This window comes from Bradyrhizobium sp. CB2312, from assembly GCF_029714425.1.
Taxonomy (GTDB): domain Bacteria; phylum Pseudomonadota; class Alphaproteobacteria; order Rhizobiales; family Xanthobacteraceae; genus Bradyrhizobium.
In genome coordinates this window covers 3,311,802-3,338,532 of record NZ_CP121668.1, presented here as the reverse complement: position 1 = coordinate 3,338,532, position 26,731 = coordinate 3,311,802, and the positions used below count along the sequence as shown (strand labels likewise).

The 26,731-nt window shown below is 60.5% G+C and carries 20 protein-coding genes and 5 pseudogenes; 15 read left to right on the top strand and 10 right to left on the bottom strand.

Annotation, left to right across the window (positions count from 1 at the left end):
* Window positions 1-64: 64 nt before the first annotated feature.
* Together QA642_RS16030 and QA642_RS16025 are read right to left on the bottom strand one after the other, a co-directional pair.
* Window positions 65-1,528: an amidase family protein gene (locus tag QA642_RS16030; protein WP_283085508.1), complete on the bottom strand. Its 1,464-nt coding sequence runs from the start codon at window positions 1,526-1,528 to the stop codon at window positions 65-67.
* A 341-nt stretch (window positions 1,529-1,869) separates the two neighbouring features.
* Window positions 1,870-2,109 carry a hypothetical protein gene (locus tag QA642_RS16025; protein ID WP_283085507.1) on the bottom strand — a complete coding sequence of 80 codons (240 nt, stop codon included), beginning with the start codon at window positions 2,107-2,109 and terminating at the stop codon, window positions 1,870-1,872.
* 113 nt (window positions 2,110-2,222) lie between these two features.
* Between QA642_RS16025 and QA642_RS16020 the strand changes: the two genes are divergently transcribed.
* The 9 genes and pseudogenes from QA642_RS16020 to QA642_RS15980 all read left to right on the top strand — a co-directional run bounded on the left by QA642_RS16020 (window position 2,223) and on the right by QA642_RS15980 (window position 10,267).
* Window positions 2,223-3,179 (top strand): AraC family transcriptional regulator, encoded by a 957-nt coding sequence (locus QA642_RS16020; protein ID WP_283085506.1) that lies wholly within the window; start codon window positions 2,223-2,225, stop codon window positions 3,177-3,179.
* A gap of 119 nt (window positions 3,180-3,298) precedes the next feature.
* Entirely contained in the window at window positions 3,299-3,979 is a 681-nt protein-coding gene (locus tag QA642_RS16015) for a nitroreductase family protein (RefSeq protein WP_283085505.1), read from the top strand.
* Window positions 3,980-4,013: 34 nt separating this feature from the next.
* Complete coding sequence (locus QA642_RS16010) at window positions 4,014-4,559, top strand: carboxymuconolactone decarboxylase family protein (RefSeq protein WP_283085504.1); 546 nt, start codon at window positions 4,014-4,016, stop codon at window positions 4,557-4,559.
* Between the two features lie 48 nt (window positions 4,560-4,607).
* Complete coding sequence (locus QA642_RS16005) at window positions 4,608-5,525, top strand: NADP-dependent oxidoreductase (protein WP_283085503.1); 918 nt, start codon at window positions 4,608-4,610, stop codon at window positions 5,523-5,525.
* A gap of 407 nt (window positions 5,526-5,932) precedes the next feature.
* Window positions 5,933-6,868, top strand: coding sequence for an NADP-dependent oxidoreductase (locus QA642_RS16000; RefSeq protein ID WP_283086903.1), 936 nt, complete (start codon window positions 5,933-5,935; stop codon window positions 6,866-6,868).
* Window positions 6,869-6,943: 75 nt separating this feature from the next.
* Window positions 6,944-7,613 (top strand): annotated as a pseudogene (locus QA642_RS15995) (HD domain-containing protein).
* A gap of 228 nt (window positions 7,614-7,841) precedes the next feature.
* Window positions 7,842-8,264, top strand: a complete 423-nt coding sequence (locus QA642_RS15990; protein ID WP_283086902.1) for a cupin domain-containing protein — start codon at window positions 7,842-7,844, stop codon at window positions 8,262-8,264.
* 203 nt (window positions 8,265-8,467) lie between these two features.
* The gene (locus QA642_RS15985; protein WP_283085502.1) at window positions 8,468-9,442 is read left to right on the top strand and encodes a GlxA family transcriptional regulator; all 975 of its coding nucleotides are present in this window, start codon (window positions 8,468-8,470) and stop codon (window positions 9,440-9,442) included.
* A gap of 184 nt (window positions 9,443-9,626) precedes the next feature.
* Window positions 9,627-10,267: pseudogene (locus QA642_RS15980) on the top strand (HD domain-containing protein).
* Window positions 10,268-10,535: 268 nt separating this feature from the next.
* Here the strand turns inward: QA642_RS15980 and QA642_RS15975 are convergent.
* The gene (locus tag QA642_RS15975) at window positions 10,536-10,856 is read right to left on the bottom strand and encodes a DUF736 domain-containing protein (RefSeq protein ID WP_283085501.1); all 321 of its coding nucleotides are present in this window, start codon (window positions 10,854-10,856) and stop codon (window positions 10,536-10,538) included.
* A 779-nt stretch (window positions 10,857-11,635) separates the two neighbouring features.
* Here QA642_RS15975 and QA642_RS46530 point away from each other — a divergent pair.
* The gene (locus QA642_RS46530) at window positions 11,636-11,941 is read left to right on the top strand and encodes a hypothetical protein (RefSeq protein ID WP_349253844.1); all 306 of its coding nucleotides are present in this window, start codon (window positions 11,636-11,638) and stop codon (window positions 11,939-11,941) included.
* Window positions 11,942-12,005: 64 nt separating this feature from the next.
* Here QA642_RS46530 and QA642_RS15965 read toward each other — a convergent pair whose 3' ends face one another.
* The 3 genes and pseudogenes from QA642_RS15965 to QA642_RS15955 all read right to left on the bottom strand — a co-directional run.
* On the bottom strand, window positions 12,006-12,929 hold the full coding sequence (locus tag QA642_RS15965; protein ID WP_283085500.1) for a DUF2493 domain-containing protein: 924 nt from the start codon (window positions 12,927-12,929) through the stop codon (window positions 12,006-12,008).
* Window positions 12,930-13,261: 332 nt separating this feature from the next.
* Window positions 13,262-14,323 (bottom strand): toprim domain-containing protein, encoded by a 1,062-nt coding sequence (locus QA642_RS15960; protein ID WP_283085499.1) that lies wholly within the window; start codon window positions 14,321-14,323, stop codon window positions 13,262-13,264.
* Window positions 14,324-14,481: 158 nt separating this feature from the next.
* Window positions 14,482-15,642 (bottom strand): annotated as a pseudogene (locus tag QA642_RS15955) (strawberry notch-like NTP hydrolase domain-containing protein); the annotation flags it as partial.
* A gap of 740 nt (window positions 15,643-16,382) precedes the next feature.
* Here QA642_RS15955 and QA642_RS15945 point away from each other — a divergent pair.
* The gene (locus QA642_RS15945; protein WP_271611464.1) at window positions 16,383-17,420 is read left to right on the top strand and encodes an IS110 family transposase; all 1,038 of its coding nucleotides are present in this window, start codon (window positions 16,383-16,385) and stop codon (window positions 17,418-17,420) included.
* Between the two features lie 1,042 nt (window positions 17,421-18,462).
* Complete coding sequence (locus tag QA642_RS15940; RefSeq protein WP_283084374.1) at window positions 18,463-20,325, top strand: reverse transcriptase domain-containing protein; 1,863 nt, start codon at window positions 18,463-18,465, stop codon at window positions 20,323-20,325.
* A gap of 374 nt (window positions 20,326-20,699) precedes the next feature.
* Here the strand turns inward: QA642_RS15940 and QA642_RS15935 are convergent.
* The 3 genes and pseudogenes from QA642_RS15935 to QA642_RS15925 form a co-directional block, all read right to left on the bottom strand.
* Window positions 20,700-21,741: pseudogene (locus QA642_RS15935) on the bottom strand (IS110 family transposase).
* Between the two features lie 137 nt (window positions 21,742-21,878).
* A complete protein-coding gene (locus QA642_RS15930) occupies window positions 21,879-22,061 on the bottom strand; it encodes a hypothetical protein (RefSeq protein ID WP_283085498.1) in 183 nt (60 codons plus the stop codon).
* A 132-nt stretch (window positions 22,062-22,193) separates the two neighbouring features.
* A complete protein-coding gene (locus QA642_RS15925; RefSeq protein ID WP_283086901.1) occupies window positions 22,194-22,670 on the bottom strand; it encodes a thermonuclease family protein in 477 nt (158 codons plus the stop codon).
* A 434-nt stretch (window positions 22,671-23,104) separates the two neighbouring features.
* On the opposite strand from QA642_RS15925, the gene QA642_RS15920 reads away from it, so the two are divergent.
* The 3 genes and pseudogenes from QA642_RS15920 (at window position 23,105) to QA642_RS15910 (ending at window position 25,777) form a co-directional block, all read left to right on the top strand.
* Window positions 23,105-23,296 (top strand): hypothetical protein, encoded by a 192-nt coding sequence (locus tag QA642_RS15920; RefSeq protein ID WP_283085497.1) that lies wholly within the window; start codon window positions 23,105-23,107, stop codon window positions 23,294-23,296.
* Window positions 23,269-23,382 (top strand): annotated as a pseudogene (locus QA642_RS15915) (DNA polymerase IV); the annotation flags it as partial. The gene QA642_RS15920 and the pseudogene QA642_RS15915, both read left to right, overlap by 28 nt.
* Before the next feature lie 1,156 nt (window positions 23,383-24,538).
* Window positions 24,539-25,777: a hypothetical protein gene (locus tag QA642_RS15910; protein ID WP_283085496.1), complete on the top strand. Its 1,239-nt coding sequence runs from the start codon at window positions 24,539-24,541 to the stop codon at window positions 25,775-25,777.
* Window positions 25,778-25,824: 47 nt separating this feature from the next.
* Here the strand turns inward: QA642_RS15910 and QA642_RS15905 are convergent, their stop codons facing one another.
* Complete coding sequence (locus tag QA642_RS15905) at window positions 25,825-26,607, bottom strand: enoyl-CoA hydratase/isomerase family protein (protein WP_283085495.1); 783 nt, start codon at window positions 26,605-26,607, stop codon at window positions 25,825-25,827.
* Window positions 26,608-26,731: the final 124 nt, after the last annotated feature.

The window sequence follows — 26,731 nt, the reverse complement described above, 5'->3', positions numbered from 1 at the left end:
CTGCAGCCGTTAGGCTGCGGTCTCTTCCAACGGGGCCCCTTCTCCACGCGAAGCGACCCCGACGTTAGATCGCACTCCATTTGTCGCCCAAAATGCCTTCGATGCCGCGGGCAAGGCTTAGAAGCCTCCGGTCGCTCCCCGATGGGGCATCCAGTTCCAGCCCAATCGGCAGCCCCGTGCGAGACAAGCCAACGGGCAGGCTGATACCGGGCAGCCCCACGCTGCTTGCCGACACGGTGTGGTTCGCCAAAGCGAGGTAGCTGACTTCCCGCCCTGCTATATTGACGGTCGCCTGCTCCTCGATCAAAGGCGCTGTGCAGGGCGTGGTGGGTTGCAGAATGACCAGCGCCCCATGAGAGACGAACGCCTTGTCGAGCCGACGCTTGATTTCCGACCGGCTTACATCGAGCGCCATGTGATAGGCTTCTGCCGAGGTAGCGCCTGCACCACCCGGTAGTACTATGTGCCCCCACGCCTGCCGAAGTTGGGGCTTAAGGCCCTCGTAAATGGCCTCGAAGGTAGTCGGAATGTCATGGCGGCGAAGAAATTCCGAGATTGCGGCCATCGTCTCATGAGCGAAGATGCCCCACGTCGCGGTCTGGACGAGGGCATTGAAATCGTCGCCGAAGTCTACTTCAACGATCTCGGCGCCAGCGTCCTGCAGCCGCCGAACCACCTCGCGGAAGCGGGTCTCGATTTCCGAGTCCACCAGATCCAAGAACTGTCGCGGCGCAAAGGCCAGCCTGGCTCCCTTCAGGCCGCCGCTGTCGGTGGACGCCGCAGCCAGTTCATCAGTCATGACCTGATCCAACAGAATGCAGTCCTCAACCATTCGGGCGAATACACCCGTCGTGTCGAGCGTATGGGAGATCGGCGCAACGCCGTCGCGTGGCCAACGTCCAGTGGTTGGCTTGAAGCCCACGACGCCACAGAACGATGCTGGCACTCGGATCGACCCAACGGTGTCACCGCCCAAGGACGCGGGAACGAGGCCGGCGGCCACGGACGCGGCTGAGCCGCTCGAGGACCCGCCCGACACGCGATCTGGTGCGTGCGGATTCTTCACCTGACCGTAACGTGCGTTGTGACCGGTCAAGCCGTACGACATCTCGACGAGGTTGTTCTTGCCAAAGACCAAAGCGCCCGCACCCTTAATGGCCCGGACAGCATCGGCATCCTCGCGCGGCACGAAATGAGCGAGGCCTTCGACGCCCAGGCTGGTAGGCAGCCCTTTCGTCAAATAACTGTCTTTCACCCCGAGCGGCACGCCAAGTAGCGGAGCCGCCAATCCAGCCGCACGCGATTTGTCCGCGTTCCTTGCGGCCGCCAGAACCGCGGCCTCGTCGATGGTGATGAAGGCGTTCAGCTCGGCAAGCGCTCGGGCGCGCTGTAATAGCGCCGCGGTGTAAGACTCCGAAGTGATGTCGCCGTTGCGAACCGCTGCTGCAGCTGTTGCGAGCCCAAGTGATTCGACATCTGTGGTTTCTCGCGATGCGATGCGGGGTGAAGCTGTGGTCGTGTCGTCCATGAAAGCCTCGCAGAGTAGCTGCTTGGTGGCACCCGCTGCCGCTTAACGGCGGCTCAGCAATGCCATTACGGCCATAATATTAAATTACGATCGTACTTCAAAGGAAATGTCTTCCTCGCCGGACACATGAGCGTGAGGTGTGAGGTGCCGGCGGACAGATGGGTTGCGGGCACTATTGCTTTCAACAGTGACTTCCGCTTGGTCAAAAGCTGCCTTGGCCCGCTCACATCGCACAGTTCAGGTCACCTACCGGAAGCAGACCTCTAGGCGCTTTGAGCTAGGGTCAGGCCCGGGCGATGAGCCGACTTCCTCTTTTTTGGTGCCGCGCCCACAAATATCGATCACTCGCATCGGCACATCCGGCAAAACGGATAGCTGCTGACAGCTAGATCGAGGCCGTCCAAGGTCAGCCGATAGGCGAGTTCAAGCAGCGCTTTGGACATCGGGGGAAGCTGCTGTTGAGATAAGATCTGGTCGTCATGCAATACGGCGCAGGACCTCCTGCGCAAGTCCCGAGCCCCCAATTCAAAGTGAGCATTGATGCTGACTGAACTCACCGCCGATATGGAGGCAATCAGCAAGTGAGCTTCCCGGCCTTCATCGCCGCGATCAAGCAGGGTGGAACGCCAAGCCTTTCGCCGAAGTCGGCGCTATATTGATATGCTGCGTCGGCGATTCACGTTCTCGAGGTCTTATGTCTCAAGTCGACTGGCTGAGTCATCTCCTGCAGATCATCACCGTTACCGGCCAACTCGAGGTCCGCTGCGCGTACGGCGCACCATGGCGTATTATCTGGCCCAAAGCGGCGGCCAACGAGATTCCCTACCATGTCATCGTCAAGGGCCGGGCCATTTTCGAGGACCCGGATTCGAGAACAGTGCAGGAGCTTGGGAGCGGGGATATCGTGCTGCTCCCGCACGGTTCGTCGCATATGCTGCACGACGGCAGCGGCGAAACGCCGATCAGCACGCGCCCAACCAGGGGCTCCGCAGGATGGATGTTGAGCGAGAACGATGCACCGGGTGAGCAACTCGATCTGCTGTGCGGACGGTTTTTTGTCGTGCCGCCCCATGATCGATTGATCCGCAACTACCTGCCGGCAAACCTGGTCGTGCGGGCTATGGAAAAACATAAAGAAGCGGACATCGCGTCGGCATCGAGTCAACTTTCCGGACTGGTCGGCCTGACGCGAATGGAATCCGCTGGTGACAGAGCGGGAGGACGCGCCATTCTGAACGCGCTTTCTTCGGTCCTGTTCACTCTGGTTCTCCGCGCCGCGAGCGAAGCCGGCAAATCCACCGAAGGCTTGTTGGCCCTTGCCGGCAATCCGAGATTGGCAGCGGCCATTGCGGCGATGTTCGCGGATCCGGCGCGACCTTGGAAGCTTCCCGATCTGGCCGATCTATGCGGCATGTCACGCGCGACATTCATGCGCCAGTTTCAGGACAAGTTGGGCCGCTCCGCCCTCGACCTGTTGACCGATCTTCGCATGAGCATGGCCGCCAACGAGCTTAAGAAGCCAACGATTAGCACGGAAGCTGTGGCTGAAGCGGTCGGCTATCAATCCGTTTCGGCATTCCGGCGTGTGTTTGCGGAGAGGATGGGGATGACGCCAGGGGAATGGCGCCGACTGGCGCAGAACGGCGAGTAGGCTACAGAGACGCGACATAATGATCCTTTCGAGCATCATTTTGGCCCAATAGAGGCTCGAAATTATCAACTCCATCAGTAGGTTGGGGCTCCGTTGTCACTTGATGAGGGAGTTACCCAATGCACGACACTGCTACAACCGCTTCCCACCGCGAAACCTCCCGCTGGTTCGCGGGGCCGCTTCCGACCAACGCCGTCATCGAAACCATTCTGAGCCGCAGTGCTGCGAACTACTATGACTCGACCGCCACCTTAAGCGATGATCAGATCCGTGATCTGGTGCGGATCGGTACTTCAGCGCCGACATCCTTCCATCTGCAGAACTGGCGCTTTATCGCCGTGCGCTCAAGCGAAGCGAAGGCGCGGCTGCTTCCGATCGCCTGGAATCAGCCCGCAATCACCGAAGCAGCCGTGACTTTCATCATCATCGGCCAATTGGCTGATGCCAGTACCGTGCCTGAGCGCCTGGCCCCAGTCGTGGAAGCCGGAATCATGCCGGCACATCTGGTGCCGGAATGGGAGGGGCCTGCTCGCGGCCTGTACGACGATCATCCGCAGCGCCAGCGCGACGAGGCCGTGCGCTCCGCGACCTTTGGCGCCGCAGCTATTGTTTATGCGGCTCGCTCGCTCGGACTGGGGTCGACACCGATGATCGGTTTCGATCCAGAGGCGGTACACAGAGAGTTCGGCCTGGCCGAAGACGAGATCCCAGTCATGCTGCTGACCGTCGGGCCGGAGCGGCCCGGCAACTGGCCGCAGAAGCCGCGTCTGCCCGTGGCCGACGTGCTGCACTTCGCGTAACCAACCCCGAAGCAATCATTCAAGGAGAAATATCATGGCCAGAGCTGCTGCTCTGAAGCCGGAACACGTGCCGGCTTCTTCGAAACCGACCCTCGATATGTTCACTGGGAACATCGGGTTCACGCCAAACATGATGGCGACCTTCGCGCAAAGCCCGATCGCGTTCAACGCATGGGCCGCTCTGCTCAGCTCCTTGAGCAAGGCGCTCGACGTCAAGACGCGCGACAGCATCGGCCTTGCCGTCTCCGAAGTCAACGGCTGCGACTACTGCCTGACGGTACACAGCTTCACGGCGGAGCGCATGGCCAAGCTGCCGGCCGAGGACATTCTTCTCGCCCGAAAGGGTCATGCCAGGGATCCAAAGCGGGATCCCGCGGTTCAGTTTGCACGCAAGATCATCGAGAGCCGTGGCCATGTCACGGACGCCGATCTGCAAGCCGTCCGCGAGGCGGGCTACACGGATGCGAACATCATGGAGATCGTCGCGCTTGTGGCCATGTACTCGCTGACGAACTTCTTCAACAACGTGTTCCATCCCGACAAGGACTTCCCAGCGGTGGCACTGGCCGGGTCGATCTGAGCGCGGGAAGTTTGAATCTGAAAAACACCACAGGTAAAGGAGTCGAAGATGAAAGCGATTATTGTGACGGACCAGGCTGCCGGGTTTGCCGGGATGAAGCTGGTGGAACGGCCCGAACCCCAACCAGCGATAAACGACGTGATCGTAGAGGTTCACGCATCGGGGTTCGTTCCGACGGAATTGGAGTGGCCCTCGACGTGGACCGATCGCCGCGAACAGGACAGAACTCCGTCGATCCCTGGACACGAGTTTTCGGGCATTGTTACCACTCTTGGCTACGGCACGACGGGACTGTCGGTGGGGCAGCGCGTATTCGGCCTTGCCGACTGGTATCGCGACGGCTCGCTCGCCGAATATATTGCTATCGAGGCGCGCAATCTGGCTCCCTTGCCGGGTGACGTCGATTTCAAGGTGGGCGCGAGTCTGCCGATCTCGGGCCTCACTGCATGGCAAGGACTTTTCCAGCACGGCCGTTTGCAGGCAGGCCAGAGCGTGCTCGCGCATGGCGCGGCTGGTGCGGTCGGTTCTATGGTCGTTCAACTCGCACGAGAGGTTGGTGCCTATGTCATCGGAACAGGACGTGCGGCCGACCGGCAGAAGGCGCTCGACTTCGGCGCGAATGAATTCGTCGACCTGGAGAACGATGCGCTCAAAGACATTGGTGGGGTGGATCTCGCATTTGACGTCATCGGCGGCCACATCCAGAAACAGTCTGCAGCCCTCGTTAGAGCCGGAGGCACGCTGGTGAGCGTCGTCGGCCCGGCGGAGGCTCGGCCGCTGGACGGTTTGGCCATCGACTTCGTCGTGGAGGCCGATCGTGGCCAATTAAGCGAGATCGTCCAGAGGGTGCGGGACGGAAGACTGCGGACGAACATCGGAAAGGTCTCCTCCCTAGACGACGCTATCGCCAGCTTCAACTCGGCTCAGCGACGCCAGGGCAAGCCGATCATTCAGGTCCGCTCATAAGAGCCTGGGCAGAAAGAGGGCTCAGCTCTTCGAGCGAGGTTGTCTTGTCAGGAAACGACGTGCGGCTGTCCTGATCCGGAGGATCGGGTTCGTTGCCTAGACCAGAGCTCGGTGGCCAAATACGGATAAGGCCGTTATGCCTGGAGAACGATCCATGCGACCCCTGGCACTTTCCCGAAGCGAGCACAGTCAAGAAGCCCGCGCCCCGAATGGCGCCTGGAATCGGCGTGATGAAGCCGTCGCGAGTGTCGCGATGGCGAACCTGACCTTGGCTGCTTTGATTCGGGGATGGGGCCGAGAAGTCTCCATAAGGTGAACGGCGATTATGACGAGCTGAGTTCAAGGAGCATCAAATGGATACGCGCAGCTTCATTCCTGATGCCAGGGAAGAGCAAACTGTTTCAACAATGATGGCCTGGCGCGTTCACGAGTTCGGGTCACCAGAGATCATGAAGTTGGAGCGCATCCCGCGGCCCGAGCCCGGCCCTGGCGAGGTCCTGGTCAAAGTCAAAGCCGCCGGGGTCGGACCGTGGGACGGCTGGATCAGAGCTGGGAAGAGCGCTTTGCCGCAACCGCTTCCGCTCACTCTGGGTTCGGATCTGTCCGGCGAAATCGTCGCCATCGGCCCTGACGTTGCCGGCTTGGCTGTGGGAAATCAGGTTTATGGTGTTACGAACCCGCAGTTTGTCGGGGCCTACGCCGAGCACGCTGTGGCTTCCGCTGGGATGGTTTCAACTAAGCCAACCTCGCTAACCCACGTTGAAGCCGCCTCCGTTCCTGTCGTTGCCATCACCGCATGGCAGGCGCTGTTTGATCACGCCCAACTCAAAGCAGGTCAGACGGTGGTCATTCACGGCGCGGCCGGTAACGTGGGATCCTATGCCGTTCAACTGGCTCGTCAGGCAGGTGTGCAAACCGTTGCAACCGTGTCGACGGGGGATATTTCCGCTGTGCGCGACCTCGGCGCAGACACCGTTATTGATTACCGCACTCAGCACTTTGAGAAAGAAGTACGGGACGCGGATGCTGTTATTGATTTAGTCGGCCGTGAAACTCAAGAGCGCTCATTCCAGGTCCTTCGTCGCGGCGGCAAGCTGATCTCGGCAGTGTCCCGCCCGGACCAGGATCTTGCAAAGCGCTACGGTGTTGAAGCCGCCTTCTTTCTGGTCAACGTCACGAGCGAATATCTGACCAAGGCCGCTGGCTTCATCGGTGGTGGAATACTACGAACAAACGTGGGGGCAGTCTTAGCTCTCGCGGATGCGCGCGAGGCTCATTTGATGTTGGAACGCGTGCGGCCTCAGCCGAAAGGAAAGATCGTGCTCGACGTCGGAGCGAGTTAATCAGCGCAATTGCGTAGTTGCGCTCGCGCGCAATGCGCAGCCAAACCCCACAGTAATTCTTGGAAGGACGCAACAATGACACCCCGAAATCTCGCTCAGGCCCTCGTCATTCCCGATTCCTTGCTCGCGAAAGAGGCGACGGACATCCTGCGCGAACATTCCACCGATCTGCTATTTAATCACTCGATCCGCGTCTTCTTGTTCGCGACTGAGCAGGGGCGTCAGGAATCTGCGCTTCGACCGTGAGCTTTTGTACGTGGCCGCCGCATTTCACGATCTCGGCCTGATCAAGAAGTTCTCGAGTCCAGACGAGCGCTTCGAGGTCGATGGCGCAAATGCCGCACGGCAGTTTCTTAGCACTCACAACATCGCTGAAGATCAGGTGCAGATCGTCTGGGAAGCTATTGCGTTGCATACCACCCCCGGCATCCCGAAGCATATGGGGCCCGAAGTGGCGCTCCTGAACTCCGGTGTGCTTCTTGATGTCATAGGAGTGGGGTTCGATCAGTTCCCAGCGGAGCTGCGCGAGGAAATTGTCGCCAAGTACCCGCGCACAAACTTCAAAGAAGGCTTCATCCAGGAGTATTTCGCCGGTTTTGCGCACAAGCCAGCGACCACGTATGGCACCGTCAACGCCGCCGTTTGCGAACGTTTCATCCCGGGGTTCAAGAGTCCCAACGCTTGCGACCTGATCGCTGCTTCGCCCTTCCCGGATTCCCAGCACAAGGCTCACCATCATGACTAGAGCTCTGTTGTCGGTGCTGCTCAGCGGCAGCACATCAGGCCAAAGCTGATAGAGCCGGGATGGCTTCTCATCGGAAGCTTCACCATGACCACCGGTTCGGCTCTGCGTCCTGGTTTCAAGCAATTGCGTGAAGTCGTTAGAAGAGGAGGTGCGATGATGTCGATCAGTGGATTTGCGAATCGAATTGGTGCCATATCAAACATGGCGGCAAAAGCAGCGAGAAGAGCACTGCGAACGGCCGCCCTCCCGCTGATAGCAGCAGCGATCGCCCTAGGAGCCTCGCCGGCGTTCGCCCAGGACCGGGAGCAGGTGAAAGTCGCCTTCGCGCATGCACTGCCGAATGTAGAAGGAAAGAGGCTGGTTGCTGTGACGGTGACTTATCCTCCCGGAGCCAAATCGCTCGCTCATCACCATGCGGCGACAGCTTTTATCTACGCCTATGTGCTATCCGGGGCCGTCCGCAGTCAAGTCGGCGACGAACCCGCGAAGATCTATCACGCAGGCGAAAGCTTTTACGAAATGCCCGGTTCACATCACAGGATCAGTGAGAACGCGAGCGACAAGGAGCCCGCCAGCTTACTGGCAGTCTTCGTTGTCGATTCCAAGGACGCCCCCCTGACCACGCCAGACAAGGAGCCGGGACTACAATAATGGCGAGCCAAATTCGCCTGTCGCCTTGACGGTATTTTTCGAGTTACAAGGGCCGGGTTGGCTGGTGGAGAGCAAGATCGACCAATAGAAGTCCATAGCGCCTGGTTGAATGTTCGTTCTGTTGCCTCCCGGAGTGCGCCGGGCCTTTTGCAGGGTCCGGACTACCTGCATAATAGGGCACCAGAGTGGAGAGGCAGTAGCAGGTGCCGGTACAAGCCGTCGCGATCGTCGTCTGTGAGGGGGTCCAGGCGCTAGATGTGGTAGGGCCGATGGACGTGTTCAGCGAGGCAAACACGTTTCTCGGCAGCGCTGACCGCTACGAAACCGCTTTGGTTGCTGCTCACCGCAATCCGCTGCGCGCGTCGAATGGCATACGTATGGTGGCCGACATGACCTTCGAGGAGGCCGCGGGCGGTTTCGACATTGTTCTGGTGGCCGGCACCCCAACGCCACCGGACGCGGAACCGGAACACTGCCTGCTTGAGTGGGTCAAGGAGCTGCCGTGGCGATCGAGCATCTATGGATCGATCTGCACAGGGGCTTTTGTGCTCGGCTATGCCGGCCTCCTAGACGATCGGCGAGTCACGACCCATTGGCAGGATGCACGGGCGCTGGCGGCCAGGTTTCCGAAGGCAAAAGTCGAACCGGATCTGATCTATGTCCGTGATGGACGGTTGATCACCGCGGCTGGTGTGACTGCGGGGATAGATTTGGGCTTGGCGCTCGTCGGGCAGCGGCACGGCGCGGAAACGGCGCTCAAGGTCGCCAAGCGGCTGGTTGTCGTTGCCCAGCGTCAGGGCGGACAGTCGCAGTTCAGTCCGTATCTCACGGCACCTGCCGATCCGGAATCGCCAATCGCACGCATCCAGGACCATGTCATGGCCAATATTGGGGAGCGCCACACGTTGGAGTCGCTTGCCGCTGTGGTCGGCATGAGCCCCCGGAATCTGGCTCGGCATTTTGGGCAGGTGACCGGGACCACACCGCACGAATTCATCGAGCGCGCTCGTATTGATGCCGCGCGCATGATGCTCGAAGCAAGCGAGCGGCCGCTGAAGGCCATTGCCTTCGATTGCGGCTTCGGATCTGCGGATCGGATGAGGATTGTCTTCAGCACTCGTCTCGGCGTGACCCCTGTCCAATACCGCGCCAGCTTCCGGCGAGCAGAACCGGAATAGTTCGCGAGCTATCCGAGGACGAAACTGCGGGCTCATACTGCCCTGAACTCCGAGCGGCTGCCCTTTGTCAGAAAACGACGGACGGCTGTCCTGATCCGTAGCCTCCCGCTTGTTGTCCGGAGCAGAGCTCTGTTGCCTAATCCCGACAAGCAACCAGCCGTTATCCAACCAAGGAGATTGCTCCATGTCCGAAATCATCGCCGGCATTCGCGTGCCCGACAGCGCCATCGCGCGCGCGCCACGCAGCTCGTGCGCGATACCGAAGACGACTTGCTCTACAACCATAGTCGCCGTGTCTTCCTGTGGGGTGCGCTTACCGGCGAGCGCCGCGGGCTGAAATACGACCCGGAGCTGCTTTACCTCGGCGCCATGTTCCACGACATGGGCCTCACCGAGAAATACTCGAGCCCCGATCTGCGCTTCGAGGTCGACGGCGCCAATGCCGCCCGCAATTTCATGAAAAGCTACGGCGTGCCCGAGCGTGACGTCGAGGATGTCTGGACTGCCATCGCGCTCCACACCACGCCCGGAATCCCCGAGCATATGCGCCCGACCATCGCGCTGGTGACCGCTGGTGTGGAGATGGACGTGCTCGGCATCGCCTATCCCGACTTCACGCATGAACAGCGCCACCAAGTCTGCGTCCATCATCCGCGCGAGCCGAACTTCAAGGAAAACATCATAGATCACTTCGCTAGCTCCATCATCAAGAAGCCGCTGACGACGTTCGGAAACGTGAAGGCCGACGTCCTTGCGCTGAAGGACATGAACTATGCCCGTCAGAACTTCTGCTCGATCATCCTTGGCTCAGCGTGGCCGCACTGAGCCCTCGTTGCTCCCTGTTCGCTGAACGCGCAGATCTGGAGTCGATGGCCTCGGCGCAAAGCGGACATCTTGCGATACTGCCAGTTCTGCTAAGGGTTACAATGTGAAAAACTCAGATTGAGCAAATCTGGTCCGCTCTGTCGCCATGAGCGGACCTCGGACAGACACAGCGCAGTTTCGCAGCAGGCGGCAGCGAATGGCGTTACGCTGCGGGTAGGCTTTCAAGAAGCCCCGCCCGATTTGGTCGGGGGGGCTTAATTGAGCGCTCTTACTCGCCGGTCTTGCGCGGCCGCGACCAGAGCAGGGCGTAGCCTTCACCGCCTTCGTCGTCGAACAGATTGGCGTAGATCGGCGCGTTGAACGAAGGATCATCGAGCTTGAGCGAGAGATAGTCGCGGCCTTCCTCTGAGCGCTTCGACCAGGCCGCGCCGATCTCCGCGCGACCCACATAGATGCGGTGGCTGGGAGCGTTGTCGTTGGATCGGTTGGTCTCGGCGACGATGCGGACGCCCTTGGCCTTCAGGCTCAGGGTCGCGATCTCGCCCTGGAATTCGTTACCGACCTTCTTGAAAGAACCGATGTTAGCCATGTCACTTCTCCTGTTGTGTTTCAAGCCCGCGACCACCGCGGCCTCGATGGCGATCTAGGGCCGAGGACGATCGGCGACGCACCCGCACGGGCCGGAGCGCAGCGGAGGACGCCGTTGTGGCGACTTTCTTGTCTCGCGAGGAATGAGCGAAGCCCAGGGGAAGAAAGTCGCATCAGCGGCGTTGCGGCTCAGACGATCGAGGCGAAGCCGGTCTTCGGCCAGATCAAGCCATCAACGAGGCCACGTGCGTCCGCGTGCTGAACCACGATTTCAGGAGAAGCGTGGCTGTCTCGGATTTGATGAACAAGAGGCCGGAACGATTCAGCGGGGAAAGAGAAACAATCTACTGCAAAAGGCGGTATCGTCTCCCAAGAACCGATCGAGGTAACATCGCTCTGCCCCGGCTGGGTGGGCCGGACCGAATGCCAGCAGCTTGATTGAGGAGTTCCGAGGAGAACTGCCTTTCCCGCGCTCAGGTTTCGATCATCTCCCGTTAACGGCGCCGATCTACGCACCTGTTCGATGAAGGCGGGAAATCGCTCGGCCAATGCGGCCGTAAGAACTGCTTAGGACGGGTTCTCCACACCCCAACCGGCTTCAACGGGCGGGCATCGGCCAAAACCATCAAGCGCGTCCATGACGTAACGCCAATGCAAACCGCGCCCAGGCAAGCGAAGACCTCACGCCAAGCCAACGAAGGCACCCCGATGTGGGACAGGGCGAACACGATGTGATAGCCGGCGGCGGCGGCGGGAACAGCGAATGCCGTCGCGATCGCGATGCGCAAGGCCAAGGACCGGGTAATAGCGACGGCGACCTTGCCGAGGACGAGCGTCAACGCGCCGCCGACCGTTCCGAAGCAGCGCGCCGATGAGGCCGGCACCGCTCTGAAACGCCGTCATCCCGATACTCGGTGCGACGAAAAACGGCAGGGCATACACTGCGAGCGCGAAGATCGCCCAGCAGAACAATCCGATGCCGAGTGTGTTGAGAACAAGCCCAAGGGCGATCATGGTGGTGGCTCCATGTGCAAAGATATAACGGTCGCGCCTTCCACCACCACCGCGGCGCAACTTCGGCCGTAATATCGAAACGAGGCGGAGTTGCGGCGTGCAACTCCACCTTGTTTTATTAGTGAGCAAACGGCGCTCACGCTCCGCCGAACCTCCATACGGGAATGCCGAGACGCTTCGCCTTGTCGGCGAGGTTGTCCTGGATTCCCGTGCCCGGGAAGTGCATGACGCCGGTCAGCAGGAGTTCAAGTATGGCGTCGTTGCGCTTGAACGGCGCTGCCTTGGCATGTTTCGTCCAGTCTGGCTTGAAAGCGACTTGAGGCACCTTGCGGGTCGCCGCCCATTTGGAGGCGATCAGTTCGGCTCCCTTCGGGGAGCCGCCGTGCAGCAGGACCATGTCAGGATGCTTGGCGTGAACCTTGTCGAGGCGGTCCCAGATGAGGTTGTGGTCGTTGAAATCGAGCCCGCCGGTAAACGCGATCTTCGGACCAGCCGGCAACATGACCTCGGTCTCGGCGCGGCGCTTGGCCGCAATGAAGTCGCGGGAGTCGATCATCGCTGCGGTCAGCGTGCGGTGATTCACCAACGATCCCGATCGGGGGCGCCAGAATGAACCGGTGTAAGTCTCGAAGCGTTCGACGGCCTGGTCACGGAAGAGTTCCAGGCAATTGCGGCGCTCAATCAGTGTGATGCCTTCCGCCGTCACGCGTTCGAGTTCGACTGATCGAACTTCGGAGCCGTCCTGCTCGCGCTGACTCTTCTGTTGCGCCTGTTCGTTGTCGTCGAGTTGGCGACCGATGCGGTCGACGGCACGATGGAATAGGTTGACAGTCGACCAGAGAAGATCGTCGAGGTCCGGCTCGAGCCGCGTGTCTCTCAACGTGGCTACCAGGGCATCGAAGATGTCAGCGACGGCACCGGTAATGATCCTGCCCTCGGGAAGCGGCCGTGGATCTGGCTGGTCGTCGAAGGGGCGGTAACCGAAGAGCTGTAATTCGGTAAGAACGTGTTCGGTCGCAGATGCGGCGTGCGGCGGTTCGATGTCATGGTGGTCGGTCATGGAGGCGATCCTTTGCCGGCTCGGCCGCGACCATCGCGGCCTTCGTGGCGATCACTCAGACGGCAGGCGGAACGGGCCAGAACCCGGAGCAGAGCGGAGGGCCGAAGCGCAGCGGAGGATGGCGGAGGCCGGCTATTTTGCTTCGCGATGCAAAGCGCTGATATAGATAATGTGTACTCTCATTGCCGGCGCGCGGCGGAAAATAGCCGGTCGCAGCCATTGCCGGCCCGAGCCGCTTGCCGTCCGATCGCCCTCTAGAAGGCCGTGGTCGCGTCTCTCCCGGCATTGGCCTCGCCGCGACCGATCTCTCGAGACCGATCGAAGCGCCCCGGCTATTCCGCGCCAACTACCGGAGAATGCAGGAAACGGACGACATCCTCCGGTACGAGTTGAAGCCGCAAGCGTGCTCGGAGGGCATCGACCCCGAAGGTGTGGAGATCTTCGTTGAAGTCGCGCAGCCGAGGCGACAGTGCGATCGCTTCAATGCCGACGGCTTCCGCTCGCTGGGTGAGAATCGCCTGTACGGCATCTCCGGCAGCATCGTTATCGCGGGCGATATAGAGCCGACGCAGACCAGATGGCAGCAACATGGCTGCGAGGTGATTAGCCGAAAGCGCAGCGGCCATTGGCAACGTCGGCAGCGCGTAGCGCAGCGACAGCATGGTCTCGATCCCCTCGCCGGCAGCAAGCACGTCATCGACCACGCCGAAACGGACGGCGTTGCCGAGCAAGTTGCCCATGGCGCGTCGTGGCGTATCGACCGGGGCCTTGCCGAGACGAATGCGATCAAAGCCGTCTGGATCGAGCCAGGTTCGGTGCACGCCGGTGATCCGCTCCTCGAGGTCGGTGACGCAGGCAATCATCGCCGGCCAAGTTTCGGTCGGTAGATGCTCATCCGGTCGATAGAAGCAACGAGGGTGGAAGCGCAGGCTGCCACCATGGTGGACGCGGGCTATTCCGCGACGCCGCAAATACGTTTCGACCACGGTCCCCTCGATCGGGCTCGATATCGCAAAGAGCCGACGGGCGGCTTGCTTAGATCGACTCGGCGTCGTCGAACGAACGGGTTTCGAGGCTAGCTGCAGCTCAGGACGAGGCAGCTTCAGAAACCGCCTCGCTTCCTCGGCTGCTTCGCTGAAGTCGCGCAAACCCCGGCATTCGCGGATGATGTCAAGGAGGTCGCCATGCTCCCCGGTCGCAGCGTCAGTCCACTTGCCGGCGGGGCTCTTCGGTGATTCCTGGAGCCGCACGAACATCGAGCGACCCGGCGTGTTGCGGACGTCGCCGACCACCCAGTACCGCCCCGCCCGCTTGCCATTGGAGAGATAGTATCGGCACACTGCCTCGGCCTCGCGCGCGAGGCGGCGTGCCAGTTCGCAAGGCACGGGGGACATCACGCGGCCTCCCGCGCACTGGTGCGCGCTACCGGATGCGTGTCGAGCACCTTCGAAAGGGTCTCGACGCCGCCGGCGTCCGTGGGCACGAACATGCGCAGCTTCCAGGAGATGATCTCCCCAAAGAGGCCGTAAGGCCGGTGACGGTCGGGCATCGTGAGGTCGGGCGCCAGCACCTCCATGGCCGCGACGCCGCCCTGCTCGATCGCTTCGACGAGCTCGACGCGTGTGGCGAAAGGGAAGTCGGCGCCGCCCCAAAGGCCGACGCGTTGGGCATAAGCGAGGTCATGAACCGTGGTGGCCCCGGTCGCCCACACATAAACCACGCGTGCATTCGGCAAGGCGTGCTGAAGCCTCAGGCCCGCACGCCCCTGCTGAGAGGCCGCCTGGTCGCCGCGCTCGCCCCTGCCTCCGACCGCATTCTGTATGGCGTGGCCCTCGTCGACGACGATCATTCCGTCGAAGTCCGAGCCCAACCATTCAACGATCTGCTTGCCACGCGAAAGCTTTTCGCCACGCTCATCGGTCCGTAGCGTGGCATAGGTGGTAAATGGGATGCCTTCCGAAAGCCGGATCGCGGTGCCCTGGCGAAACCGCAGAGGTGTGACCGGCAACCGCTCCATTCCGAGCGCGGACCAGTCGCGCTGCGCATTCGCCGCCGCGGAGAACGGCGGGTTCATCAGAACGACGCTCGGCACAACGCTCGCGTCCAGGTGATCAATGATCTGCGCGGCGTCCAACCGCGTAACCTCGACGTTGACAAACAAATGATCCAGCAACGCACCGCGTTTTTCGACCAACTCGTTCAATACCAGAGAGCCGCCGGCGCGCTCGGCTAAGATGGCGAGTAACCCGGTCACCGCGGAAGGTTCCAGAACGCGGTCGGCAGTCGTAATACCAGCTGCGGTGCATGCGGCCAGTCCAAGCGAGATCGGCGTCGAGAATTGCTGAAACCCCAGGCTGACCTCGGAACGCCGCGTATGCGCCGGCAGACAGATTGCGATTCTCGCGAGCATCGGCAGCATGGCGGCCTTCGAGCCTGCCTTGGCGCGCATGGCTGGGCCGAACTTGCGAAGAAAGAGAACGGTTGCCGCCTCGCACAGGTCATAGGTGGTCTTCCAATTCCAGCCGCCTGCCGCTTCGGAGGCACCAAATGCAGCTTCCATGGCGCCACGCAGGACGGCGGCATCGATGCGGCAGCCGTGTTCGAGATCGGTCAAAAGCTGTCGGGCGGCCCTGACGGCAGCAGAGGTGAGACTTGCAGCGGCACGCATCGAAAGCGGCGGGGCGGCGGCGCCGCACGCGAGAGATTCAGTCATGACAGGATATCTCGGGAGAGCAGGAACCGGTCGAACCGCGCGGCGCTCTCCTTAAGACCAGGGCGATTCAAACCTTCCCGGCCCCCCTCTCCCTCTCGGCGCTCGCTCATAAAAATAGGGACCGGCGTTACACACCGCTCCCCGAGCAACTGCGGGACGGCCGGAGCGATCCCGCTCTGTGTCACTCAACGACGTCTTCACCGCGGCGGTGCCCAGGGCTGCAGCCACGGCACTCGGCCGTCATCACGTTCAGCGACGATCCTGTTGGTGATTTCGTCGTCAAGGCTTGTCCGGTCCTGGCCGGTGCGCGTCCGAAGATAGTGTCTGGACATCGCGGGTCTCCGCGACGGGCGCCGCGAGCCTCTCTCGGAGCCTGTAACCCGTTGCGGCAAAACCCTGCCGAAGCTCTTACTCTCAGCCTCTTCAGGGCTAGTCGACGCCGCGTGATTTGCGAGAGCGTCGCACGCACACAAACGACAGAACGCAGAATCTGCGACGCGCGCCGTCTTCGATTCGTCGGGACTTGGCCTTGAGGTGCTTTAGGACCGCAGGCCCGACCAGGCGTGCGCCAAAGGCGCATCGCCTCAACGCAAAATGGCACCCGCAGGAGCGTGAGCATAGCGACGCCGAAGGCGGCACGCGGGACCGAGTGCAGCGACAAGATGAAGTAACCGGGCACCGACCACTCGGGCGCATAATACGCCGATCGATTCGCCCAACAAGATGAGCTGGAGATCCTGATGAATTACTTCGCTGGACTCGACGTGTCTTTGAAGCGCACCGCGATCTGCATCGTTGATCGAGATGGAAATATCGTCCGGGAAGGAGTGACGGATACCGAACCCGAGGCGCTAATTTCTTGGCTAAGAAACACCCGCTTCGCTTTGCAGCGCATTGGGCTAGAAGCCGGCCAATGTTCCTCCTGGCTGCACAAGGGGCTTTCGGAAGGCGGATTACCCGTCATTTGTGTTGAGACCCGGCACGCAAAGAGCGTGATGCAAGCTCAAACTGTCAAGACGGACCGCAACGATGCTCGTGCGCTTGCGCAAATGATGCGAACAGGGTGGTTTAAGGCGGTTCACATCAAATCTGAAGGCAGCCAAAAGCTCCGAGCTCTGATGGGCAGTCGCCGGTGCCTGCTCGACAAGCAACGCGACCTCAACAATCATATTCGGGCGGCACTTCGAACCTTCGGATTCAAAGTGGGTCTTATCGGCCAAAGCCGCTTTGAAGAGCGTGTACGCGAGCTTATCTTGGATGACGGAGATTTACAGGCCCTCGTGGTTCCATTGCTGGAAGCTCGGCGCATACTCGGCGAACAAGCACGCGTGTTGACGCGCCTGATTGGGCGCCTGGTTCGTAGCGATGCTACTTGCCGCCGGTTCATGACGGTTCCTGGCGTTGGCCCCCTGACAGCATTGGCATTCAAGACGACCATCGATGACCCAGGCCGCTTCCGTAAATCCCGGCACGTTGGCGTCCATCTTGGACTGACCCCAGGCAAATACGCGTCCGGAGAGGTCGACTACAACGGGCGTATCACCCGATGCGGCGATGCCTTTGCTCGAGAACACCTCTTCGAAGCCGCTCATTCATTGATGGTCAACACAAGACGGTGGTGTTCGCTAAAGGCATGGGGCATCCGCATCGCCAAGCGAAGTTCCATGAAAAATGCGCTGGTCGCGGTGGCTCGCAAGATATCAGTCATCCTGCACCGTATGTGGTGCGACGGCAGCGACTTCCGGTGGGAGAAATCAGAGGCCGCAGCGGCAGCCTGACACCCGATTGCACTGATCAACAGAACACGGCCGCGAGGCTGTCAAGGAGTCCGGCAGGACGAGGAATGGCGAGGGTGATAACCGGTCTGCAGCGTGAGCAAATTACCCCGCGACTGCGTCCCCGAGATGGTCCCGCCACTTCTTCACGAACATCATCATGAGGCGGGGATTCCGACCTCGAAGAGAAGCGCGATCGCCGGATCGCTTGACACCACGGTAGGATTAGAAGGCAGAACGGCAATGCGATAATTGGATGAGATTTGATGCTTGACGTCTCAACCCCGGTTAGAGAAGACCGGTTAAGAGGGCACCCGGGAACGGGGCAGTGATAGCGATCGCTGCAGGCGAGCCCCTTTCCCGAGTGCCCCCGGCGAGGAGCTCCGCATCTCCTGGCGCGAAGGATCGAAGCCGTATGGCGTGCGCCGTTGTGGCGTGAAGAAGAAGGGAGTGTTCGAAAGAATGGAGCCTGCTGGTTGGGCTCTTACTTACCCGGCTTACCGGTGTCGGAAACGACTGAGACCTCGAAAGAGGAACGGGACCAGAGCATGCCGGGAAACGTCTCGAAATCGGGCGCCGCAGCCCGGTGGAGAGCACAGAGTAAGGTGTGCATGGTGAAAGCTGTATTGCCTGAATCCCAGTTTCCAGTCGCCAAAGGGCTGGCAGTAGCGAACGCGGCTGACACGCTACGCCGCGCGGGGCGGATCGCACCGGCCAGTGCGAATTGCCACCAGTCCGCGTGGGACGACCACCATCCGTGGGTCAAGGAGACGAATGGGACACCTAAACACACCGCGACTCCCCACACACGTAACTACGGGATCGCCTACAACAGGTTCTTTCGAGGACCTGTATGGCGACGGAGCCGTCATAGTACCCAAATGCCCGGCGTAATGGCCGGGACAGCCGCCGCGAGGCGGACGATCATGCGTATAAGGCCGGGCGACCGGACCGAAAGCGCCTCCGATCGGGGGAAGGACGATGCCGCGAATAACGGCATGTGCAGTATGCGTAGAAGAGATTCTTCGACGGAAAGGTTCTGCTGATGCAGGCCGTTACCATCCAGAGAAGAATTGAATCACTGCCGACTTTGTCGCGGTCGGGTAAGCGCGTAAATGGCCTTCACCGCCTGATGAGATGTCCGCATCTCTTCGAGTGGGCCTACGAAAAGGTCTCCCGCAACAAGGGAGCCCTGACGCCTGGTGTAGATGGCAAGACCTTCGACGGCATGTCGCTGGAGAAGCTCGCCGACATCGCCAGGCGCGTGGCAGATGGCACTTATCGCTTCCGGCCGGTCCGGCGGGTTTATATCCCGAAGGACAACGGCAAGACACGACCGCTGGGTATCCCCACGGTGGAAGACCGGCTCGTTCAGGAGGCGGTCAGGATTCTACTCGAAGCGATCTATGAACCTGTGTTCCTCAATGAATCACATGGGTTCCGCCCGGGGCGATCCTGTCATACCGCACTCAAGCTCATCAAGAAGAGTTGGACGGGCTGCAAGTGGCTGGTCGAAGTGGATGTGCGTGGGTTCTTCGACAACATCGACCATGACATCCTGCTTGGGCTTCTAAGGAAGCGGATCGATGACGATAGGTTCATCGGTCTGATCGAAGGAATGCTCAAAGCAGGCTACATGGAAGATTGGGTCTACGGACGCACTTACAGTGGCACGCCGCAGGGCGGCGTTGTCTCGCCCTTGCTCGCCAACATCTATCTGCACGAGCTGGACCAGCACATGCAGATGATGAAGGCGAACTTCGACAAAGGCTGTGAGCGACGTCCATTCCCGCGCTACGTGGCGCTGGAACGGCGCGTCCTCAGTCTCCGCCGGAAGATTGAACGGCTCCGTGCCGCAGGCGCGGATCGGGCCGAGATCGATGCTGCATTTGCGGAGATCAAAGCCATCAATAAGGAGAGACGGAAAGTGCCTTCCGTCGATCCGATGGACCCCAACTTCAAAAGGCTCCGCTACTGTCGCTATGCCGACGACTTCCTCATCGGCGTGATCGGGAGCAAGCGGGAAGCGTGTGAGATCATGGCCTGCGTCGAACGATTCATGACGGAGACCTTGAAGCTCGCCGTGTCGCCCGAGAAAAGTGGGGTTCACGCCGCTTCAAAGGGAGTGACCTTCTTGAGCTATCGCGTCTCGACATACACATCCTACGGGGCTGGACGAAAATCCAGCCGCAAAGGACCGGCTGGACGGACATGGCGTGTGATGCGTCGGCCGACCACCGGCAATGTCAGCCTGCGGGTGCCGCGCAAGGAAGTCACCAAGTTCTGCAAGCAACACGGCTATGGCGATCTCGCCAAGAAGACCGGCAGTCCGCGCGAGCAGTTCCTGGTAACCAGCGACGTTGCAACCGTCCTCGCCTATAACTCAGAGTTCCGTGGGTTTGCGAACTACCATTCGTTTGCCGACGACATCAAGAGCGCCTTGGGATTGCTGGAGCTTGTCGTGTTCCGCAGTCTTGTGAAGACGCTGGCGATGCGACATCGGACGACGAGAGCAAAAACCATGGCGCGGCTGTGGAAAGGCACGGACTACGAGGTTAGCTCCGTGGTCCGTGGTAAGCTTCGCAGCATCAAGCTGTGGAGACTGAAGCATCTCACCCGAGCCTACTGGACAAGTCCGACTATCGACAACGTCACGGCAGGTGCGTGGTGGGTCAAACGCCCAAATGATCTGATCGATCGACTTAACGCCCGCAAATGCGAAGCGTGCAGCGATACGACAGGACCATTCGAGATGCATCATCTCCGCCGCCTAGGTGACCTGCGAAGCGGATCGCTGACGGTCTGGAAACGGTCCGGTTGGCGGCGCAAGACCATTGTCCTGTGCCCGTCATGCCGTGCAGCCGTCTCCGGTCGAGAGCATGCGCGTACGGAAAGCCGTGTGCATTGAAAAGTGCCCGCACGGTTTGGGGGGAGGCGTAGGGATATCCTCTTCGAGGTGTCCCGCGCCTACCCTACCGAGACGCAAAGCGGCTCGGTTCATATGTGGACGGCCCCCGACCTACAAGGATTGGCTCGGGCAGCATGCTCGGATCGCTCGCGCTCATATATCCGGCCTATTTTCGGGTCCTACGACCACTGGCCAAGATGGGCTTCGCGGACAGTGAGATCCAAACACGAGAGCGGCATTTCCTGCCGGTAAACCGAGCGGAGTGTCTCACATGACCGGCTCGCGCCGAACGTACCACCTCTTCCTGTCCTGCAAGTTCCGGCCCCAGCGTCAAACCTGCCGGCCTGGCGCCAAGCTCTGTATTTCGTTCACGTCTAGGTCAGCGTCGGCATCGGTACGGCACTGCTAACGGGCCTGTACCGCTCGCCGCTAACCACCAGCTTCCAGGCGATCCGCGCCAGCTTGTTCGCCAACGCTATGGCCACCAGCTTCGGCGGCTTGCGCGCGATCAAGTCTTTCAGCCAGGGCCAAGAGCGATCGCGTCGTCGCACATCCGCGATCACAGCCGTCGCACCAGCCACCAAGACGGTTCGCAACATGCCGTCACCAGCGCGTGTGATGACACCGAGACGGTTCTTGCCGGCCGTCGAGTGATTCTTTGGCGTCAGGCCAAACCAGGCGGCAAAGTTTCTTGCCGACCTGAACCCGCGGGCATCCACGACCTTGATTGACAGCAGCGTCGCGCCGATCGGGCCAACTCCTGGAATGGTCGCCAGTCGTCGGCTCATCTCGTTACTCCTGTGAAGTTGCATGAGCTTCTTGTCGAGCTTGGCGATCAGATCATCGACGCGTGCCAATTCTGTCGCCAGCGCCTCCACCAACTCCATCGCCAAATCGGGGACGGTCGCGTCGGCCCGAATGTCGATCAGCAGTTGCGGAAGCCGCGAAAGCCCCTTGGGCGCTGTAAAGCCAACCTCTGCGGCGTAGCCGCGGATCGAATTGGCGAGCTGGGTGCGCCTGCCGATAAACTGGTTGCGCACACGTGTCAGCATCTGTGCGCCCTGCTGCTCGGCACTTTCGATCGAAACGAAGTTCTTCCGCAGTTTCGGTCGACTGGCCGCTTCACAAATCGCCTCCGCATCCGCCGCATCGGATTTCCCGCGCTGCACGTAGGGTTTGACATATTGCGGCGGGATCATTGCCACCTCATGCCCCAGCGACCGCAGCTCCCGCCCAATAGTGCGATGCTCCGCAGGCCTCCATCGCGACGAGCGCCGGCGGCAAACGGCCGAAGAACGCCAGAACCTGGCCGCGCCTCAACTTACGCCGAAGCACCAGCTGCTCCATCCCGTCAACGCCATGCAACTGAAATACGCTCGTTGACGTGTCCAAACCGATGCGAACAATCATTTCCACGGGCGGCTCCCTCGTTTCAGGTCATCGATGACCCATCTTGCCACGCAAACCGGCGGAAGGGGGCCGTCCACCCCAACACGAGAGCACGGAGGGCGGAAGCCGCACGCGGGAAGCGGAAACTCCACCAGTCAGAGGATCTAGATTTCCTCGCGCGCATGCGTTTGCGCGTCATAGATCCTGATTTGAAGCATGGGAAACCGCTTCTTTAGTTCTTCTCCACCTGCCCTGGCGCCGTCTCTGGTTGCAAATTCGGCTTTGAGTCGGCCGTCCACTTCAAGTGCGTAGCCAGAGGCCGGCAGTTCACGATTGGCTGCAACCATTTCATTCCCGTTGTGCAGTGTGGTGGTTGGAATGATGGGTACCGTGAGTCGCCCAAACCGCGCCAGACCCACTTGCCCGAGTGCGGTGATCGGCCATCGCACGTTGTGGATTGACACCTCGCAGTGGGCCCTTCAAGGATGGGCATTTGCATCGTCCGAACATGCGGACGGGCTTCCGCTGGCGCGGATGCATGCTCGATAGAGCCACGGTTCGACGTAGCTGCCCTTCCAGAGCCCTTGGCCCGCGCGCTCAGCTTCGCGCTGGGCTTCGTGATATCTGCCCTTCGAATATTGAGGCCAATCCAGCGCGAGACCGTTGCGCACAAGCCATTCCGCGAGATCCTTGCCCGCGACCGAACAGGTCGCGACCGTGCGGCCATACCGGTCGAGGCTGAGCGGGACACAGTTGACGGGGCGACCGGCAATGTAAGCGTCGAGCTCGTTCGCGGCCTTCGAACCGCAGCGGTACTGTAGACTGTCCTCACCGCGACACAGCTGAGTGCCTTCCGGAGCATCGACACCCCAAAGGCGGATCCGCGTTCCATGAATTTCCAATGTGTCGCCATCAATGATGCTGGCCTGACCGACAAAACTGTCGGCAAGCGCCATGTCCGATAACAGCAGCAGCGTCAATATAAGGACTCGGCGTTTGCTCATGGCGTTGGGTACCGGAGATTGCGGGGATTGAATTTCGGCCAGAGAGCGTAGATCTCATCCCAGTGCTCGCGGATATCGCGATCCTCCAGAGCCAGTCATATAGCCGGTCGGCGCGCCAGCGCGGCCCCCCACGCGGATAAAAGCCCTGGCGCGGCATCATGAATTCGGGGGTGCGCCCGGTCACCTTGCCGATCCGGCGCGCCTCATCCGACGAAAGCTTGCCGGGGCCGAAGCTGTAGCGCTGCGCATCATCGCAATAGAGCCACGCAGGGGTTACGCCGTTGACGTCCGTGACCACGTAGCACTCCGAATTTTCCCGGACTAAGGTCCAGGGCGGCTCGAAACGGCGGCTTAGGTCCATAAGGACACAATAAGAAGATACATCATTGACGGTCAACCTGGAACAGGACCGTGTCCTCCTCTCTGAGCCGACCGAACAGGACGACGGGCTGGACGCCGCTGTCGAACAGGCGATCGCCGTTTGCAGCGGCAATATGCGTGCGGCTATTCGCGCGCTGATCGTTGCGAACAAGCGGTTTCGCAGAGCGCGGGCGTCGTCGCCGCCGCGAGCCATGTAGCCCGCAAATTCGGCGTTCGGTCTGCCATGGCGTCGGTCTCCGCGAAGCGGCCATGTTCCGACCTGATCTTCGTCAAGCCGCACTTCGCATAGCGGCCCGACGGGCACGCGGGTCCGAGTGCAGCGACGAGCCCGGTTCAATACGGACACGGAGCAGTGATAACGATCGCCGCGGGCTAGCCCCTTTCCCTAGTGCCTCCGGCGAGGAGCACCGCAACGTCCTTGCGCGAGGGATCGAAGCCGCATGGCGGAAGCGCAAAGCGGGTCCGTTCACAGAGCCCGGCATAGCGAAGCGGACGTGCGAAAATGACAAATTCCACAGTTGGAGGAGCCGAGTTTGCCTCGCATGCACTCGGCTGTCGCCATAAGTTACAGCTTCGAAATGGCGCGCTTACGGCGACCCTTTAATTCGAGCACGTCATTCCGACAATCGAAGCTCCATAACCGCACCGTTCATGCGGGTTGAGTGATGGTTTGTCGGAATAAGCGCTCTTAGCTAAAGGAAATCACGTGCCTCTCGTCCAGCGGGCAACACAGCGCTACCGAAGGGCAGTTCGAACGGATGACCACCCGTTGAGTCATTTGCAATCGATTTCGGTCATCACTTGCGAAAGAAGCTCTCAAGCTAACTTCACTATGGCTATTCGGTTCTAGTGTTGCGCTGCGCCTACCCCGATCCGGCCGCTCGCAGGTCAACCCAAATTCGCTCCATCCCAGCCGATTCCCACCCCAACCATCGTTGCGCCTTGTCGCCCCGTGAATTTCGGCGTTCGTATTAGAGCGTGGATTTAGTACAGCTAGTGAAAGCCAAGCCTGGCACGAACCCTGACGGAGAGAAAATGATATCGAAGTTTTGGCATCCTTATGCGCTGCACGGTGACCGGTTAGATCATTAGCGCGTCGGTTGAGAGATGGCATCACGCCTTGCAGTTCCTGCTCGTTACCCGCCGGTCGGCACATGGCCCGCAGTCATGCGGGCGGACATGGTGGCTGCTTACCTGGACTACCGCAATACAGAGGAGCTTGCACGCGCGGTGGTCCGCGGAGAAGCTCCTGCGCCCACATGTTATCACGGCACTGGTCGCTCTCGAGAGCCCGCTTGGTCCAAGGCAGCCATTGATCATTTCACCACGCCGTACAGGACCACGAATGCAAATAGTTCAGACGGACTGGACTTGGTCTCGCTCGTATGAATATACCTCACAACGCACGTGCACTGCCTCGTTATTGTCGAAGAAAGCCATTGAAGCGTGGCGGTTGGGCATACTTTTTCGAGCCGCCCACTTGGGCGCGCAAACAAGGATGCACCGTCGCATCTGAAGCGCTGGGCGAGGATCTCACTGTGGCTGTAGATCGCGCCAACTATGTCCTGTTACCCGCTTTTGATAGTTGGCGTTCCGGAGGTCTAAGTGACATGTCGCCGGTTTCGATCGTACCCGGCACTTTCGACTGGCTCGTATTGATTTTCAAAACGCACCAGAAGTGGAAAGAACTCGATCACAAGACGCAGCGTCTGTATGATCAAGGCTTAGCACTCTTTGCTAATCACGAACTAAAGGATGGTAGCCGAGCGGGATCGAAACCGATTTCTGCCTTCTCTAGAGGATTTGTCGACGCCGTCTATGCGAAGTTGCTCGTCGTGGAACGCAGAACAGCCGACGGCAAAGCTGTCAAGCGCGAACGTCGGCGCTTCGCAAACGCAGCCATGACGGCCTGCAGGCGGGCTTGGTTTGTTGGCCTGCGCGCTCACGAAACAAAGGTACCAGAAATAAACCCGTTCTCGCGAATGGGGCTAAAGTCTCGCGCTCCCGGCCGACCGGTGCGAGAGACCCCCACGGCTAACTGGGACGAGCTTGTCGCGTTTAGGGTGGCTGCCAGGAAACTCGGATTTTACTCGATAGCTACGGCCGCCTTGCTGAGTTGGGAATGGCTACAGCGCGAAGAACACGTGTTCGGAGCGTTTGATTTAGCGCACTACCGGCCGGAGGGCCGATCCGATAGCGTCCGGATTGTCCATCCGAAGAATGGGGAGGAAGCATGGTGGCCCCTCTTTGACGAAGTTGGCACTCCGCTTTTCCCCGAGTTGATGGCAGAACTCGACGCTATCAAAGCGAGGGAGAGTTCCGGATTGGCCTTCCGGCGTGACCATCCTCATCGCAGATCGAGCATTCCGCTTCCATGGATCACCCAACGCAAAGACCTGCGTTATCTTCGCTTCGTCGTAAAAAAGATCATCGGCGCAGCCGGGCTTCGCAACGAACTTTCATTCACATCATTTCGCCATGGCGGCTTCACCGAGGGCGCCGACAGCGATCTCACGGACGCTGAACTGCGCACCGCCGGCCGTCATCGCTCGAAATACCAATTGCCAACTTATGCCAAGCGCACGCGGAAGCAGCTAATTGCGGCTACAAAAAAGCGCCGATTGCAGCGTTCTGGAACAGCCCACTTAGACGATCAGCTCGTAGTGCGAACGAGATAGGCATCGTTTGGCCGGGCTGACTCTCCGAGTTTGTTCCAACATCGGGTCTACCGCCCCGTCCACACCGGCTTCCGCTTCTCGCCGAACGCCTTCAGCCCCTCTTTGGCATCCTCGGTCATGGCGAGCAGCGCAATCTGGCTTTCGGTGTAGGCGATGCTCTCGTCGAACGACATCGAGGCGATCGCGCGCATGGCGTATTTGCCGCGGCGGATCGCAGTCGGGGATTTGTCGACGATGCGGCCGATCAGCCAGTCGACCTTGGCGTCGAGCTCGGCCGCGGGCACGGCGTAATTCAGAAGGCCTGCAGCCTGCGCCGCCTTGGCATCGAACGGCTCGCCGGTGAGCGCCCATTCGTTGACGAGACGCGGCGGCGCGATGGATTGCAACAGGCTCAGCACCTGCATCGGGAACACGCCGACCTTCACCTCCGGCAGGCCGAAGATGACGTGATCGGCCGCAACCGCCATGTCGGTCATGCACAAGAGGCCCATGCCGCCGGCCATGCAGACGCCGCCGACCCGCGCGATCGCAGGCTTGGTCGCGTTCTGCGACAGGCGGAGCAGATCGGCATAGTCGACATTCGGCCGGGAATGATCCATCGCGAAAGCGGCGCCGGAATTCTGCAAGTCGGCACCCGCGCAGAACGCCTTGTCGCCCGCGCCGGTCAGCACGATGACGCGGACGTCCTTGTCGTCATGGGCGTCGCGATAACCCTTGTTGATGCCGGCGATGACCTCGCCGTTCAGCGCGTTGCGCTTCTCCGGCCGGTTGATGGTGATCCAGAACGCCTGCCCGCGCTTCTCGGTGATGACGGCTGTGCTGTCGGTCATGACGTCGCTTCCCTGCTGTCCGTTTACAGCCATTTGCGGCAGGGCGGGCGGCAGGCGCAAGGGCAATCTGCAGCGAGGCGCCGCTTTAGCGCCTCGACACAAATTGCAGGCGATCGAAGCGCGT